The organism is Desulfobacter sp. (genome assembly GCF_050177295.1).
On sequence record NZ_JBFXHE010000058.1, the window covers coordinates 1 to 16108 of the forward strand.

A 16108-nucleotide genomic window follows, 5' to 3' on the forward strand; every position below is an offset into this window, starting at 1 on the left:
TTGGACTCGTAAAGGGCGCGCACGACGCAACGCCCGATCCGTCCATATCCGTTCACCGCTATCTTATATGCCATTGCCAGACTTCCTGAACCGTTTGGAGTTAATAAAAAAACTCTTTTAATACCAGTGAGATACGGCTTATGTCAAGATAAAGGTGCACGTTTGAATACATAGAGGCAATCAGCTGGATTTTTTTCTTATAAGCCAGTCAATGACAGCATCCGGGTCTGGCTGGGGGGATGTTGTCGGCGTGGGGTCATGCACAGGTTCAGTGTTTCTGTAGCGGGATGCCGGGGCCTCGGCAGGGATAGGTGCAGGTGTTTCAGGTGCCGGTGCTTTATGGGCCGATAGCCGGGGGGACGGATCCAGAGCCCGGACCATAGAATCGGCCTTGTCAATAATGAAGACCTCTCTGATAAATTTATCCATATCGGCGCTCCCGTCGGATTCGGCAGCGGTTTGTTCAGAGGGTCCTGGTGGTACTTGGCTGGGTTCCAGAGACGGAATCAGGTGTTCTGCCTGAAACGCTTCCAGCCCAGATGCTGCCTCGGACAGATCCCCTTGGGTTTCCGTGGCTGAAGGAGGCGGAACGGTCATGGTCGGCACAAAAACGGAGCTCTTTTGTGTTGCCGGTGTTTTGATTTGGGGATGCTGTATTTGATCCGGAACGGAAAGTATCCGGGGGTAAAAAGTATAGGCGATAACAGCCAGGAAAACGGCTGCTGCCAAGGAGGGCAGTGGCCTTACCGGCCACCGGGACTTTAGGCCGGCCAAAAGCGTTGTAGGTAACGGCGCCGGCGGGGAGACAGGCACCGGTACCTGGGGAAGTTTCAAAATACCCACGGCATCCTGAAAGGTCTGGGCGTCAATGGTTTGCATATCTTTTGAATAGGCGGCGATCATGGCCTGGTCGCAGGCGATGTTGATGCGCCGGGGAATGCCTTTGGTATACCCATGTACTTCCCGGACAGCTTCGGGGGTGAAAATCCTGTGTGTTGCACCGGCCAACTCAAGGCGCCGGTGGATATAGTCCCGGGTCTGTTTTTCTTCCAGGGGAGAAAGCATGGCATGGACATCCACCTGCTTTTCCCATGAAGGACCCAGTTTTTTTTCCATGACTTGGTGGAGTTCCAGTTGACCGGCAAGGATGATAGTAAGGGTATTATCCGGCGCAAATTTCGCCCAGGAGGGGAGCAGGGCCAGGAATCGCTCCGGAATCAGGTGTGCCTCGTCAATAATGATCAGGCATTTTTTTCCAGCCTGGTGGAGGCGGTTTAAAAAAGCCGACAGTACCGGGCCAAATTCTTCACCTTCCCTATAAAGCTCATCAAATCCCAGGGCCCGGGCAATGGAAAGAAACAGATAGTGGAGTTCAATGCTCGGATCTGTGATATGGGCCACTGCGGTCTCTTGGGGCAGGCAATGGCACAGTTCATGGATCAGGGTGGTCTTGCCCGTACCGATGTCTCCGGTGAGGATCAGCAATCCCTCAGGCCCTTCAATACCGCGGTTGAGAAGGTCTAAAGCCCTGGCGTGGGTGTTGCCCAACCACAGAAAGCTGTTATCCGAACTGAGCTGGAAAGGTTTTTTTTTCAGGTTGAAATGGGTGCAATACATGGTGTGCCTCCCTTGGTCGGTCCCGGTTCCGATAGGCCAGATTTAGAGCATCTCTTTAATGGCATCCAGCAAAGGGTTCTCTTCCATAGGCTGACCCGTTTCTCTGGGATTGCCGCCTCTGCGATGTTTTTTAACGCAGTCATACTGATCCCATCCTTTGAGGGGATAGTCCAGGTCTACACTTTTCCATTTCGGATGACCGTTTTGTTTGAGCCACTCCAGGTTATCGTAAACAATGTTGGCAAATTCTCCCACGGAATCGCAGTTGCTCCCCCTGAAATCAAAGGAGACCAGAACAGCCTTCACCGCAACGGTGGATACGGATTGGCTCTGCCATGGATAGGTGCCGGCCGGAATCTGGGCAACAGGGTAGAATTCGGTAATGCTTTTGTTGCCTATGGGCACGATGTGCAAACCATCCCCGACCGTAACCTGCTCGGAAAAAAGGGCTACGGGGAATCCGGCCACGTAGAACATGGCGTCAATGGTGCCGGCCTTGAGCATGGACAGGGCATCATCCGTGCCCACGGCCAGGGTTTGGGCCGGTTTGATACCCGAAATCTCAAAAAGGAGCTTGGCAGTGAGATAGGTGCCCGAACCTTCCTTGTCCACGGCCACCCGCCTGTTTTCCAAGTCATCAAACGACGCAACTTCGGTTTTACCCAGCAGATGGACCTCTTCGTTGTACAAGGGGAAAACCATTTTAGTCTTTCTTGCAATACTCTTTAGGACCTTGTTGGATTGCACCTTGAGTACAAATGCCAGTACATCGGACTGGACAATACCCATCTCGGTCTTGGGGCGCTTGTACACGGCATATACATTTTCCACCGATCCCCGGGAGTTGTATACCTGGATGTTATATCCGAATTTTTTGCCTAATTCCTTCAGATTCAGGCCGAATTGGAAGTACGTACCTTTTGCGCCGCCGGTGATTATTCCCAGCTCCCCTGCAGATGCTGTGCCGCACATGGTTGTCCAGATCAGGATACCCAATACCAGAATGAGTTTGCGAATCATAATGTCCCCCATAAATTGTACCGGCATCGGGGCCAGATAAAAATTATGTCAGACTATGTCCTTCCGTCGGCCGGTATAGCGGGCACGGGCCAATTTGTTTTTTTGACTGCAACGTGGCCCACAACGAAAGTGGAAAGTGACACCCCGGGCTTACCGGTATCTTTTTATAAAAAATAGCGTCGGATACTTTTTCTTTTCGATAATGGTTTACCAAATTGAGGCACAAAGTCAAGGAGCAATACCATATTAACAAGGAATAATTGAATGACCTCATATAATTGACGAAAAATTGTGAAAAAGATGTATGAATTTTCTAAATAATTCCCCTATCCGCCGGGGAAAATGGAGTAAAAAAGTGTGCGAAAATTTGCTAACAATCCCCCGGCCGCAGGGAAATAGAAAAAATCTGCGGCCGGAGCTACCGACTAATAATATACGGGCTCCGCATATTCAATGCCGTACCCATAGCGGCCTCCCGGGTGTGAGGTGCCCAGATCCGTGGACCATTTAACATAACCTGTATAGTTTTCGTATTTTTCAGGGCCTTTTGAGGCCTGGTCGTAATTTTTTATCCTGATATAAACCTGCTGGCCGATATCCATTTTTTCGTCCGAAGCCAGATAATTGCCTCCGCTGCTGTAATTGCACATGCTTGCATTGTAGTACAGACCCTGGTCTTCGTATCTGTAAACATAGGCAGGGTTGTTAGATTCCACACGTATATATTTACGTTGTTCGGAATAATGGCTCATTGTTAATCTCCTTTTATTTATAATAAAGTCTGGATAAGTTGCTCAGATCTTTCAAACTTTGTTGTGGGCTATGTATGCCCGACAGTTGATATGTCAGGTGAGCCCATGGCTGTTATATTGAATTATTACCAGCTATAGAAAATTCAGAAAATCAGGATTGCAAAAAATTATATCAGGAGAGGTTGCTAAAGTACATTGAATATTTTTATCTTGAATAAAGGCAGGCTGGTGAGATATACTTTTCTGCCGCTCGTACGCCTTTGGCTGTTTTACCAAGCGCATCGCCTGCGTATGGGGCGATTGTTTTTCAATATAATGAAGCGTATTGATTTAATAGAGCAGCGCGGGTGGCTTCAGAAAGCCCCCAAAAAGGGGGCCTGAAAAAAATTGACGGCTAAATCCCCAGATAGGCCTCTTTAATGTGGGGATTACCTAAAAGTTCATCGGCCTTGCCCTCCAGGGCAACTCTGCCGTGTTCCAGCACATAGCCCCGGTCTGACAGGCGCAATGAATGGTTTACATCCTGTTCAACCAGAAGAACGGTGGTGCCCTGGTCGGCGATTTTCCGGATGGTCTCAAAAATGCTCTTAACCAAAACAGGGGCCAGTCCAAGGGAGGGTTCATCCAGCATCAGAATTTTGGGCCTGGCCATAAGCCCACGACCAATGGCCACCATCTGCTGCTCCCCGCCGGACATGGTCAGGGCGGTCTGATTTTCGCGCTCTTTGAGCCTTGGCAGCATCTCATATACCTGGGCCATGGTTTGTTCTTTGTACTTATCGGCTTCCTTATTATAGGCCCCCAGAATGAGGTTGTCTTTTATGGTCATCAGGGAGAAAAGCCTGCGCCCCTCCGGGACATGGACAATGCCGTGGTTGACAATCTCTTCGGGGGGAAGGATATGCATGGAACGGCCCTTAAAGCTGATTTGGCCGGAAGACGGTTTCATCAGCCCTGAGATGGTGCGAAGCAAGGTTGATTTCCCGGCACCGTTTCCGCCGATAATGGAGACCACTTCACCCTCTTGAATGTGCATGGACAGATCAAAAAGGACCTGGACATCCCCATAGCTGACATCAATATTATTTACCTCAAGAAACCCCATATTCATCTCCCAGATATGCTTTGATCACATTTTCGTCGGACGCCACCGCTTTGGGCGTCCCTTGTGCAATTTTTTTCCCGAAATGGATGACGACAATACGGTCGGATAACGCCATAATGGCCCGCATGATATGCTCAATCACCAGAATGGTAATGCCCTGCTCACGCAAAAACCTTATAATTTCAACCATTTCATCCACCTCCGCCGGCCGCAAGCCTGCCATTACCTCATCCAAAAGGAGCAGTCGCGGCTCTGTGGCCAGGGCCCTGGCGATCTCCAGGCGTTTTCTGTCGGCGATGGTCAGATCCGATGATTTGGCATCCTTTTTATCGTCAAAATTGAGCAGTTGCAGCACCTGGATGGCCTTTGCCTCGGCTTCGGCCCTGCTGGAGGTCGTGGCAAAGGCCCCCACCGTAACATTATAAAGTACGCTTTTGGACGCAAAGGGCTTCACGATCTGAAATGTGCGAGCCAGTCCCTTTTTGCACAGATCCCAGGGCTTTTGACCATTGATCACCTGCCCGTCAAAAACCACCTTGCCTTTTGTGGGGGGAAACACCCCTGCAATGCAGTTAAATGCCGTGGATTTTCCGGCACCATTGGGACCAATGAGTCCCAGAATTTCGCCTTTTTTCATGGACAGACTCAAGCTGTCCACCGCTGTAAGGCCTCCAAACTGTTTGGTCACATCCTTTAATTCAAGAAGACTCATTTATCCCCTCCTTTGATAAAGCCATCGGCCATACGGTTTACAACCCTGTCGTATATCCGGGTCAAGGGTTCCTGCAGTCCCCGGGGTTGATAGATCATCACAAGAATGAGTACAACGCCGTATATCACCAGATGCATGCCCGGCAAAATATCTCCAAAGTAAATTCTTGACAGATCACTGACCGGCCGAAGCAGCAGTGCGCCTAAAACCGGCCCTGCAATGGAACCTCTGCCGCCGATCAAAGCGATAAAGGCAATCTCAAAGGAAATATCAAGGGAAATCGTACTTTTGGGGTGAATAAACAAGGAGAACTGGGCATAGAATGTACCGGCCAGGGCTGTAAAAAAGCAGCTTAACGCCATGGCAATCACCTTGGCCCGGGAAACATTGACGCCTAAAGCCTGGGCCGCTTCCGGCTCCTCTCCGCCGGCGGTCAGGTAATATCCAAGCTTGGACCTGGAAACCGCCCAGGTCAACAAGAGAATAATCAGCAGCAGCCCCAAGATAATGTAGTAATACGGAACCTTGGATGAAAACATAAAATTGGCCCAACCAATATTCAAGGGCGGAATCTGCAAGCCCCGGGGACCATTAAGTTTGAACGGTCCCAGGTATTCTATGTTCTCAACCATAACGCGCAAGCCTTCGGCAAAAGCGATGGTTGCCAGGGCAAAGTAGGCCCCGCGCATCTTTAAGGTGGGCAGCCCGATAACCATGCCGGCGGCAACCGCTAAAAGACCGCCGATGAACATGCCGAGCCATGGACTGATCCCGTACTGGAGGGAAAGCACTGTTGAGGTATATGCGCCGATGCCCAAAAATACGGCATGCCCCAAAGGCAGCACGCCTGCAAATCCGCCCACCATGTTCCAGGAGGTGGTCAGATAGGCGTAAAAAAATATCAAAACAATGATATGCAGCCAGGTGGGACTGCTGATGAGAGCGGGCAATGCCAGCACCAGGATCACCACCGCCCCGAGCAGTACCTTGTTGATGGTGTCCTTGACCACCTGCCGGGCCAAAGCAGACCTGTCAAGAAAGGCGGCATCAGTCTCGTAAAGGGCGCTGTTCTCCCCTGTGCCTGTCATGGGTTTACCAGTCATATTTTACTCCGAACAATCCTGAGGGTTTAACAAAAAGGACCAGAAGAAACAGACCGTATACAATGGCCTCAGTCCATGTGGCGGTCATGAACTGGGGGCCCACGGATTCGATGACCCCGACAATGATCCCGCCGATGATGGCTCCGGGAATGGAGCCTAACCCGCCTAGCACCACAATAATAAACCCTTTGATATCAAACAAAACCCCCACGGAAGGGAAGGTGTTGTAGAAGGGAACCAGGGTGACGGCGGCAATACCGGTCACGGCCGTGCCGAGACCAAAGGCCATGTTGTATATTTTATACTGGTTAATGCCGGACAGACTGGCCGCATCGCGGTCAAGGCTGCATGCCCTGATGGCACGCCCTGTCCGTGTTTTTTGAAAAAAGTAGTAAACGGCATAGGCGGTTGCCACAGCGGTAACGGCCCCCCACAATTTGGGAACGGAGATAAATATATCCCCGAGCTCTATCATTTTTCCCTGAAGCGAGTTATCCGGAAGAGAACGGTACTGGGGTCCAAAAATCATCAGGGTCAGGTTGTCCAGCACATACCACACCCCGGTGGTGACGATAATCACCGTACTGGGTTCCCGGACATTCTTTTCCGCCTTGAAAATAGGCTTTATCACAATATCCTGCAGGTAGTATCCAAAGACATACATCACCGGAACAACTATAATCAGGGCAAGGTAGGGATGAAACCCTGACAGGGTGACAGTCCAGTAGGCGGCGTACATGCTGACCATCAAAAGGGTACCGTGGGCAAAGTTGACCACCTTGAGCACTCCGAAAATGATGGTCAAGCCAAGGGCGGTCAGCCCGTAAATCGATCCCATCAGGATGCCGTTGATTGTATCTTCAATTAAATAGATCATTTTTTTCTCCGGACGCTTATGTCCCGCTTTGAAAAGATGTTGACCGTTTCAAAGCGGGGCATTGGGATGGGCAGGTTTATGGTTTGGGAAAAACTGGGGTGTATCCCGCGCGTCTGGCACTTTTGGGCCATACGGTAATTCTTTCGAGGCCGTTGCCGACATCATTAATCTGCACAATCACCGGAGATGCGTGGGAGTTCTGACCGCTGCTGTCGAACTGAACCGCATCATAACCCACGATCATGCCGGGACCTGAGGTGAGGTTGGTTTCAGCCAGGGCCTTGCGGATGGCCTCTTTATCGAAGCTTGCCGCACGTTCCAGGGCATCTTTGATCACGTACATGGAGACATACGCGTCCACCGCCTCTCCGGTAAGGTTATAGCCGTATCTGGCATTGTATTTTTCGTTGGTCTCTTTGGCGCCGGGTTTGTTGATGTCGGTTTCCCACTCCACAATATCAAAAAGGTACTGGGCGTTTTTACCCACGGCCTTAATAAAGAAGGGGTCAGCATGTCCGCCGCCCGTGGCCACAATGGCTTTTAAGCGTACCTTGTATTCAGCCAGTGTGTTGGTCAGCAAGATAGCGTCCGCAGCATTGGAAACCAGTAAAAGCACCTCTGCCCTGGAGCGTCTGATCTTCTGGACCACAGGGCTCAGGTCGGTGGCGGTTGAAGGATAGGGTTCGTCCAGCACCACCTCATATCCGTTTTCTGCTGCCAGCTTTTTCCACTGGCCTGCCATGCCTTTTCCCCAGTCGCCGTTTTCATAAACAAATGCAAGTTTTTTCACAGGCGTATTATACTCGGCCTGCATATCCTTTAAAAAGGCGAACTGATCCCGGGTCCACCAGGAGTCCTTGGCGGCAATCCGGAATACGTTTTTAAACCCCTGTTCGGTGATTTTGTCGGACACGGATACCGGCACGATAAACGGCACCCCATAGCGTTCAGCAACCGCTGTGGTTGGGTAGGTCACCGCAGAGTTCCAGCAACCGGTGAGTACGTTCACCTTTTCGGTGTTAATCAGCCGTTCAGCTTCGGAAACGCCTTTTTCCGGCTTGGATTCGGAGTCGGCATAGAGCATTTCAAGTTTGGCACCTCCCAGGGACTTGATGCCGCCTGCTGCATTTATCTCTTCAACGGCCATCTCCCTTGCATTTTTTCCCTGCTGGCCTACGGATGCAGACGGGCCTGATAGAGGGATAATGTTGCCGATCTTGATGGTTGTTTCACCTGCTGTCGCAGGCCCTGTAAAAATCAGTCCGCTGATTAAAAGTCCGGCGGCTGCCGTTACGGTCCAAAAACGATTAAACTTCATTTCTTCCTCCTTGTGAATGTTAAAATAGTGCACAAATCATTAACCTTTTCGCACGCGGTTTCATAAACGTAATAATGAGACATGAGCAAGGCGTGTGCCAAAAGCTCGAATTGTTGAAAAATCAGGACAACAATAATTTTTATCTTTTAATTTACCACGAAGGTCGCGAAGGACACGAAGCGTTAATATCTTCGTGTCCTTCGTGGTAAAAAAAAACAAGGAGTGAGAATTCTACTTTATAATCTTAATAAGCAGTTCAAAATCTGTGAAGAAATGGTGAGTGCTATCCCTGATAGCCAAAGTTGAAAAAAAAGACATGATGTCAACTTCGGGGTCAACTATAATTGACTACGTCAACTTTTATTGACACATAGGGTCAACTTTTCTCGCGCTTTTTTAATCGCTTGCTTAACGCCTGTTTGGAGATACCCAGAAGCCTGGCTGCCTGGCTCTGATTATTATCGGTACGTTCCAGGGCCTGGTCTATGGCATATTCATTCAGCCCTGCCAGGGTGGGAAATTCGCCCATTAAGTCCTCCAGAACAGTGGTATGGGTGGGGGCAGCATTGGGTGTCTGGGGCTGGGAGAGGGTCGAGACATCTGCCAGACGGTCCAGAATCGTCTCAACACGAAGGCTTGTATCCGTGCTTTGTGCCACTGCATCATAGATATAGGTTTTCAACTCCCTGATATTCCCCGGAAACGGGTGGGCTGCCAAAACGGCTGCAAACTGTTGCCCGGTTTCAACAACAGGTTTGCCCATGGCTTTAGCGGCCTGATCCCTTAAATAGGCAGCAATCAAAGGGATGTCCTCTTTGCGTTCCCGCAACGGGGGAACCTGGATCAGGTGGGTGGAAAGCCTGAAAAAAAGATCTGACCGGAACTGGTCGTGATCCACGCCCGCAAGCTCGCTACGGGATTTATTGGTTGCGGAGATGATCCGTGCCCGGCAGGTCTGGGGACGGTCCGATCCCAAAGGGTAGAAAATCCGCTCCTGGACCAATCGTAACAGCTTGACCTGGGAAGCGGCGGAAAGATCGCCAATCTCATCTAAAAACAGGGATCCGCCTGCAGCCTTTTCCACCAGGCCCTGTCTGTGTTTATCCGCCCCGGTGTAAGCGCCTTTACTGTGGCCGAAAAGCGTGTCTGAAAACAGGTTGTCATCGAGCCCTGCCACATCCACTGTGACAAAAGGGCCGTCAAGCCCGGATGCATCATGGATGGCGCGTGAAAGCAGCTCCTTGCCGGTGCCGGTTTCACCAAGGATCAGGATCGGCTCCCGGCTGCTGGAGATGGATTCAATATATTGGAAAAGCCCGATCATCGTAGGATTTTGGGTAATGATGCGCTGGAAATGTTCCGGAGATTTGAGATTCCGGTTAAATGAGACCCCTTTAAGGGTGAAAACCTCATTTCTCAATGCGCAGATTTCCAGGGCATTTCGCAGTGCCCAGGCAAAGGTATTCATATTGATGGGCTTGACCAGATAGTCATGGGCGCCTTGCTTTAAACATTCAACAGCGCTTTCAATCTCGGAATTAGCCGTGATGATTACCACGGGAATGTGGGGATGGGTTATCCGGAGCTCTTTTAATACCTCAAAGCCCGATTTATGGGGCATATTCAGATCAAGAAAAAGGACACACACACCAAGGTCGGCCATCACAGCAGGCAAACGTCGGCTGTCCCGGACCTGAACCACCTGGTTGACGCCCATGGAGGTGAGCAAAAAACCATACGCGTCAAGTTCTGATCTTTCATCGTCCACCAGAACCACCGGAACCGTTGAATGGCTGAAATTAATCATGATTTTCCTTGTTGTCCTTTGCTGGGTTTTCGCCTGATCCGTTCTCACCTGGGGAGAGGGGCAGGCAGATCCTGAACATGACTCCTGTGTAACGGGTTTCTACATGAATCGTACCTTTCATCTCTTTTTCCACGATCATTTTAGCCATGTACAGGCCAATGCCCGTGCCTGTGGCCGTTCCCTTGGTGGTGAAATAGGGCGTAAATATCTTTTCCAGCAAATGGGAGGGAATCCCGCAGCCCGTATCTCTGATCTCCAGGCAGATCTCATCACTGTTTTTGAAAACAGCCAGGTTGATTAACTTGTGAACCGTTCGATCCGGGGAGTTGGCCTGGCGTTCGTTAATGGCATCCTTGGCGTTGGAAATGATGTTGACCAGGACATGAACAAATTCATTTTTATAGCCGAGGATGGGCATGGTAACCTCCGCGTCGGCCAGATCCAGGTCCAGCGTGATATTGTTCTGTCTTAGCTGGGGTTCTACCAACTTAACGGCACTTTGTATCGCATCCATCATCTCAAAGGTCTGTTTATTTTTGGACGGCCTGAAATATTCCCTGAAATCGTTGATGGTTCTTGACATAAACTGAATCTGGGTATCGGCCTCCCGGACTAGTTTTTCAATGAACGGGGCTGAAATCATCTGGTTATAAAAGGCCGGGGTCAGGGAGGCGATATATGAGGACAGGGCATTAAGCGGCTGTCGCCACTGGTGGGCAATGGCGGACAGCATTTCACCCATGGCTGCCATTTTCTGAGCCTGACGCAGGCTTTGCTCGGCATTGACCCGTTTTGAAATGTCCCATATACTGTACACTTTGACCATTTCCCGGTCCAGTTTCAACGTGGATATCCCGATCTCAGCCGGGAACTCCGAACCATCCGCCCGGTTGAATGTCCATTTAAGCACATCGGATCCACCCGAAGGGTGAGACTGCTCAAGCTGAGTGAGTTTGAGCTTTGTGGCAGTGCCGTCCATCTGGATGGCGGGGGAGAGATCCTGCATGGTCCGGCCGATGATTTTATCTTCGGCAAGCCCAAACATATTCAATGCTTTTTGATTACATTCGATATAGATCCCGTTTCTTGTAAGCATAATGGCATTGGTGGCCATATTAAAAAGGGTTCGGTAGCGGGTCTCAAGCTCTTTTCTGCGAATGATTTCCCCTCGAAGATCTTTATCTTTTCCCGAAACGATGGCCTCAAACCTGTTTTTGGAAATAAACAGAATCAAGGCGAACCCGCCTACGGTGAGAAATAACAGCAGGGCTAAAATGCCTAAAATTTTCAGAACCATGGCCATGGCAAAGAGCATGCCCGTATTTTTGGCCAGAGCCAGGGCCTCTTCCTGATCCACGTTGGTGCAAAGGTACCATCCGGTATCCGTCAGTTTATGAAAGCTGAGCATTCGATCCCTGTAGGAGAAAGAGCCCGCATCCCGTCCGGGAAAATATGAACCGAACGTTGAAAGGGCGGGATCGGATTCCTGGATTTTGGTGGTCATCATCAGGCTTTTGTTCTGGTGAACCAGTATGGTGCCCTGGCTGTCAATGATAAAGGCGTATCCGTATTTGCCGATGCGCAAATCCATGACCGAAGCCTGCAGGGTATCAAGGATGATGTTGGCGCTCAAAACCCCTATCGCCTCGTTATTATGGACCAGGGGCACCACCACGGCAATGACCATCTTCCAGAAGCCCTGGTCCATAAAAGGCCGGGTTAGCGTCAGTTTCTTTTCTTCCATGGCCCGCCTGTACCAGGGCCGGGTCCGGGGATCATAATCCCCCGGGGCATACCAGTTGGCCCCATCGATCATGGTGCCGTTAAAAAGCCCCAGGTAAACATCGGAAAAATTCCCGGCCGCCATGGTCATTTTCAAAATAGGTCTTGGGTCCTGCCCTTGCGTCAGATAGAGATCTTCCAGGGTGCGCGCCAACGCATTAATGAGCTTAAACCGGTGATCCAGCCACATCCGGACCATCTTGGCCGCCTCTTTGGTCAGGTCCTGCTGGTGATTCTCCACCGTGTGGCGGCTGATCGTCTGGGTGTAAGTATAGGTAATACCCGCCAGCACAAGAATAATCGCGACCAGTATGGACACCAGCATTATGTTTATTTTCAGCGTCATGTGGCGATTATTCCTGTGTTATCTTAGATACCTGCCATACACATGTATTTGATTTCCAGGTAGTCGTCCAGCCCATATTTAGAGCCTTCCCGGCCGTTACCCGACTCTTTGACACCGCCAAAGGGAGCCACCGGGTTGGAAATAAGACCGGTATTAATACCCACCAGGCCATATTCCAGCTTTTCGCCGATACGCCAGGTTCTGCCCAGATCTTTGGTGTAGAAATAGGCGGCCAGACCAAATTCCGTATCATTGGCTTTGCGGAGCACCTCTTCTTCGGTATCAAACTTGAAAACCGGGGCCAGGGGACCGAAGGTCTCCTCTTTGGCCACCCGCATATCATCGGTGGCATCCGCAACAACGGTGGGGGCAAAAAAGCTTCCTCCCAAAGCGTGGCGTGTACCGCCGGTCAGAATTTTACCGCCCTTGCTTACGGCATCTTTGATATGGCTTTCCACGGTTTCCACGGCACTCATATCAATAAGCGGCCCCTGCTGAACCCCGTCATCAAATCCATTACCCACCTTCAGGCCTTCCACGGCCGTTGTCAGCTTCCGGCAGAACTCATCATACACGCCGGCCTGGACATATATCCGGTTGGTGCACACGCATGTCTGCCCTGAGTTGCGGTATTTGGAAGCCATGACACCTTCCACGGCGGCATCAATATCAGCATCGTCAAACACGATAAACGGGGCGTTTCCGCCCAGTTCCATGGAGAGTCGCTTCATGGTACCTGCACAGTCCCTCATCAACTTTTTACCGATCTCGGTGGAGCCGGTGAAGGTCAATTTACGGACAATGGGGTTGGACGTAAGTTCCCCACCAATGGCGGAAGATGAACCGGTCACCACATTAAACACCCCCTTGGGAACGCCTGCCTGCTGACCAAGTTTTGCAATGGCCAGTGCGGAAAAAGGGGTAGCGGTTGCCGGCTTCACCACCATGGTGCAACCGGCGGCCAGCGCTGCGCCAGCCTTTCTGGTGATCATGGCACTGGGGAAATTCCACGGGGTAATGGCAGCCACCACCCCCACAGGCTGTTTGATCACCACCAGGCGCTGTGAGGCCACGGTCTGGGGAATCACATCCCCGTATACCCGTTTGGCCTCTTCGGCAAACCATTCAAAAAAGCCGGCAGCATAGGAAATCTCTCCCCGGGATTCCGATAGGGGTTTGCCCTGTTCAGCGGTCATGATCACGGCTAAATCCTCCTGGTTTTCCATAAGCAGATCGTGCCATTTTCGCAAGATGGCCGAGCGTTCCCCGGCTGTTTTGGACCGCCAGGCATCCAGGCTTTCATTGGCCGCATTAATAGCCCGTTGTGTTTCATCTGCACCGCAAAAAGGAACCGCACCAAGAACCTGACCTGTGGCGGGATTGATGACGTCAACGGTTTTGCCGCTGTCCGCGTCTACCCACTCACCCTGAATAAAACACTGTCGGCAAAGGAGATCTAAATTTTTTAATTTTAACATGTTGACTCCTTTTGTTAGCCGGCCAGGCTGACCAACCCCGCTTCCATGATATCCAGTCCCTTTTGCAGTTGATCATCCTCAATGACCAGGGGCATCAACACCCGGATGACATTACCTTCAATACCACAGACCAGGGTGATCAAACCGTTGTCAAAACAGTACGCCGACAGTTTTTTGGCCCTGTCCGCGTCAGGGGTGCCGTCGGCATTGACAATGGTATATCCCCGCATGGCGCCAATGCCTCTGACCTCACCCACATGATTAAATTTCTGTGTCCAGGCACCAAAGGTTGCGCCAAGTTTTTCGCCGAGGGCTTGCGCCTTTTCCAGAAGGTTTTCCTCTTCAAAAATATCCAGTACCGCATGGGCGGCGGCACAGGCCACGGGGTTGGCGCCATAGGTGCCGCCTAAACCGCCGGGATGCACAGAATCCATGATTTCTTTTCTGCCCACCACCGCGCTCAACGGCATACCCGCCGCAATACTTTTGGCCACGGTCATCAAATCCGGCTCCACACCAAAATTCTCAACGGCAAACATCTTGCCGGACCGGCCCATGCCGGACTGGATCTCATCAGCAATAAAAACAATGCCGTAGTCTTTACAGAACTGTGCCACCTGGGGCAAAAAGTCCTCAGGCGGGGCAATAAACCCGCCTTCCCCCTGGATGGGCTCGATGACGACAGCTGCAGTATTTTCAGGGTTAATGCCGGTGATAAAAAAATCGGTAAAACCCTTAAAATCACCAAACGGGGCCCGGTATACTTCAGGGGCCAGGGGACCGAATCCGCATTTATAGGGTTTTACCTTGCTGGTCATGGCCATGGTGAGATAGGTACGGCCATGGTAGGAGCCGTCAAACACCACAACACCCTGTCTTTTGGTATAATAACGGGCGATTTTCACTGCGTTTTCAACAGCTTCTGCCCCGGAATTAACGAAAAGGGCTTTTTTATCGAAGCTACCCGGAGTGATCTTACACAGCCGATCGGCCAGACGTACTGCAACATCATAGGGATTCACCATAAAGCAGGTGTGGGTGAATTTTTCGGCCTGGGCTTTAATGGCAGCCACCACCTTGGGGTGACTGTGACCCACGTTCATCACGGCAATGCCACCGGCAAAATCAATATATTGTTTGCCTTGAACATCAGTAATAATGGCCCCTTTGGCCGAATCAACATAGCAGGTGGTACCGGAGGCATGACCGTTTGGAATTACCTGGTTTCTAAGCGCCTGAATCTCATCAATACAAGTCATTTTTTATCCTTTCTGACTGTTTGTCGGGTTGAGCACAAAACAAATACGACAGCATGTAAAGCACAATTCGTGCCTAACTTCAAAACCATACGAAAAACTTTTTTTCATGGTATTGACCGTAACCCGACTTTCTTTCTTGACGAAGGGTTTTAATAACAGGTAGTGTGAAAAAACATCTTGGCAGATTTTCAAAATCCCGGAATATAACCCCCCTATATTTGGAAAAAAAATGAGAAGAGCAACCATACACCTGATACTGGTTCTGATCTGGGCTGTTCCGACCCTGGCAAGCCTCTCCCTTGTCATAGAGACACAGCATGAGGAGATCCAAACATCAGTGGACTCGACGCCTGCCGTACTTTTCCGCCAGTTTATCCCATCAATTGCAGAACAGTTCATTAGTATGCCTGTGTTAGTCGGCGGACGCCCTAATCAGACAGGAAGCACGGATAATTCATGGCTATTCTACTCCATTTACGCCGGGGCTGCTAACAAAGCAGGGCTGGTATACAAGAACTTGATGCCCATGGACCTTTTATTAGACAACGCCCACAGTATTAAAGCAGATGATGTTCAAAACGGCGACCTGATTGTGCTGAACAATGATCTTACCGCCATGGTGTACCAGGTGGATCCCAGCGGCCGGATGCATTTTATCTATGCATCAAAAAAAAGGGGGGAAGTCACGACGTTCAACAGTGATCATTTAGTTTATTACGCATACTGGCTGGAGCACTTGAAAGGTTTTTTCAGAATCAATGAACAGATGCTCATGCCGGCCCGCCGCAAATGAACCTTTGACCTACATCTGGCACATGAAATTAAGTGCCTTACGCCTCAGTTTCTGTCACAAAAAACAAAAAATAGTTTCTGCGGCGCAGTAGCCGCCTTAAACAGATCTTTTCTCAAGAATATCAAGGATTTTTTGACAA

The 16108-nt window shown here is 50.4% G+C and carries 13 protein-coding genes; 1 reads left to right on the forward strand and 12 read right to left on the reverse strand.

All coding sequences use genetic code 11. The annotated features are described in order from the left end of the window. Positions 1-180 precede the first annotated feature (180 nt). From AB7U36_RS06685 to gabT, 12 genes are all read right to left on the reverse strand, one after another. Positions 181-1617, reverse strand: a complete 1437-nt coding sequence (locus tag AB7U36_RS06685) for an ExeA family protein (protein WP_428159017.1) — start codon at positions 1615-1617, stop codon at positions 181-183. 42 nt (positions 1618-1659) lie between these two features. Beyond that, complete coding sequence (locus AB7U36_RS06690; protein ID WP_428159018.1) at positions 1660-2664, reverse strand: TAXI family TRAP transporter solute-binding subunit; 1005 nt, start codon at positions 2662-2664, stop codon at positions 1660-1662. 398 nt (positions 2665-3062) lie between these two features. Beyond that, positions 3063-3389: a PilZ domain-containing protein gene (locus tag AB7U36_RS06695; protein WP_428159019.1), complete on the reverse strand. Its 327-nt coding sequence runs from the start codon at positions 3387-3389 to the stop codon at positions 3063-3065. A 394-nt stretch (positions 3390-3783) separates the two neighbouring features. Continuing rightward, a complete protein-coding gene (locus AB7U36_RS06700; protein WP_428159020.1) occupies positions 3784-4494 on the reverse strand; it encodes an ABC transporter ATP-binding protein in 711 nt (236 codons plus the stop codon). Continuing rightward, positions 4481-5206, reverse strand: a complete 726-nt coding sequence (locus AB7U36_RS06705) for an ABC transporter ATP-binding protein (RefSeq protein ID WP_286818592.1) — start codon at positions 5204-5206, stop codon at positions 4481-4483. Before AB7U36_RS06705 ends, AB7U36_RS06700 begins: the two co-directional genes overlap by 14 nt. Continuing rightward, positions 5203-6309, reverse strand: coding sequence for a branched-chain amino acid ABC transporter permease (locus AB7U36_RS06710; protein WP_428159021.1), 1107 nt, complete (start codon positions 6307-6309; stop codon positions 5203-5205). Before AB7U36_RS06710 ends, AB7U36_RS06705 begins: the two co-directional genes overlap by 4 nt. Then, on the reverse strand, positions 6299-7186 hold the full coding sequence (locus AB7U36_RS06715) for a branched-chain amino acid ABC transporter permease (RefSeq protein WP_428159022.1): 888 nt from the start codon (positions 7184-7186) through the stop codon (positions 6299-6301). The genes AB7U36_RS06710 and AB7U36_RS06715 overlap by 11 nt, the downstream gene beginning before the upstream one ends. A gap of 76 nt (positions 7187-7262) precedes the next feature. After that, positions 7263-8504, reverse strand: a complete 1242-nt coding sequence (locus AB7U36_RS06720; RefSeq protein WP_428159023.1) for an ABC transporter substrate-binding protein — start codon at positions 8502-8504, stop codon at positions 7263-7265. A 376-nt stretch (positions 8505-8880) separates the two neighbouring features. Then, entirely contained in the window at positions 8881-10311 is a 1431-nt protein-coding gene (locus AB7U36_RS06725) for a sigma-54-dependent transcriptional regulator (protein ID WP_428159024.1), read from the reverse strand. Continuing rightward, positions 10304-12439, reverse strand: a complete 2136-nt coding sequence (locus AB7U36_RS06730) for a cache domain-containing protein (protein ID WP_428159025.1) — start codon at positions 12437-12439, stop codon at positions 10304-10306. The genes AB7U36_RS06725 and AB7U36_RS06730 overlap by 8 nt, the downstream gene beginning before the upstream one ends. A 23-nt stretch (positions 12440-12462) precedes the next feature. Continuing rightward, positions 12463-13917 carry an NAD-dependent succinate-semialdehyde dehydrogenase gene (locus AB7U36_RS06735; protein ID WP_428159026.1) on the reverse strand — a complete coding sequence of 485 codons (1455 nt, stop codon included), beginning with the start codon at positions 13915-13917 and terminating at the stop codon, positions 12463-12465. A gap of 14 nt (positions 13918-13931) precedes the next feature. Beyond that, on the reverse strand, positions 13932-15176 hold the full coding sequence (gene gabT, locus AB7U36_RS06740; RefSeq protein ID WP_428159027.1) for a 4-aminobutyrate--2-oxoglutarate transaminase: 1245 nt from the start codon (positions 15174-15176) through the stop codon (positions 13932-13934). Positions 15177-15405: 229 nt separating this feature from the next. Here gabT and AB7U36_RS06745 point away from each other — a divergent pair, with 229 nt between their 5' ends. Then, positions 15406-15969, forward strand: a complete 564-nt coding sequence (locus AB7U36_RS06745) for a peptidoglycan endopeptidase (protein ID WP_428159028.1) — start codon at positions 15406-15408, stop codon at positions 15967-15969. The last annotated feature ends 139 nt before the right edge of the window (positions 15970-16108 follow it).

Coding starts and splice junctions, on each gene's coding strand:
- AB7U36_RS06735 (WP_428159026.1), bottom strand. CDS start 13,917: ATGTTAAAATTAAAAAATTTAGATCTCCTTTGCCGACAGTGTTTTATT.
- AB7U36_RS06730 (WP_428159025.1), bottom strand. CDS start 12,439: ATGACGCTGAAAATAAACATAATGCTGGTGTCCATACTGGTCGCGATT.
- AB7U36_RS06745 (WP_428159028.1), top strand. CDS start 15,406: ATGAGAAGAGCAACCATACACCTGATACTGGTTCTGATCTGGGCTGTT.
- AB7U36_RS06695 (WP_428159019.1), bottom strand. CDS start 3,389: ATGAGCCATTATTCCGAACAACGTAAATATATACGTGTGGAATCTAAC.
- AB7U36_RS06690 (WP_428159018.1), bottom strand. CDS start 2,664: ATGCCGGTACAATTTATGGGGGACATTATGATTCGCAAACTCATTCTG.
- AB7U36_RS06710 (WP_428159021.1), bottom strand. CDS start 6,309: ATGACTGGTAAACCCATGACAGGCACAGGGGAGAACAGCGCCCTTTAC.
- AB7U36_RS06720 (WP_428159023.1), bottom strand. CDS start 8,504: ATGAAGTTTAATCGTTTTTGGACCGTAACGGCAGCCGCCGGACTTTTA.
- AB7U36_RS06705 (WP_286818592.1), bottom strand. CDS start 5,206: ATGAGTCTTCTTGAATTAAAGGATGTGACCAAACAGTTTGGAGGCCTT.
- AB7U36_RS06700 (WP_428159020.1), bottom strand. CDS start 4,494: ATGGGGTTTCTTGAGGTAAATAATATTGATGTCAGCTATGGGGATGTC.
- AB7U36_RS06685 (WP_428159017.1), bottom strand. CDS start 1,617: ATGTATTGCACCCATTTCAACCTGAAAAAAAAACCTTTCCAGCTCAGT.
- AB7U36_RS06725 (WP_428159024.1), bottom strand. CDS start 10,311: ATGATTAATTTCAGCCATTCAACGGTTCCGGTGGTTCTGGTGGACGAT.
- gabT (WP_428159027.1), bottom strand. CDS start 15,176: ATGACTTGTATTGATGAGATTCAGGCGCTTAGAAACCAGGTAATTCCA.
- AB7U36_RS06715 (WP_428159022.1), bottom strand. CDS start 7,186: ATGATCTATTTAATTGAAGATACAATCAACGGCATCCTGATGGGATCG.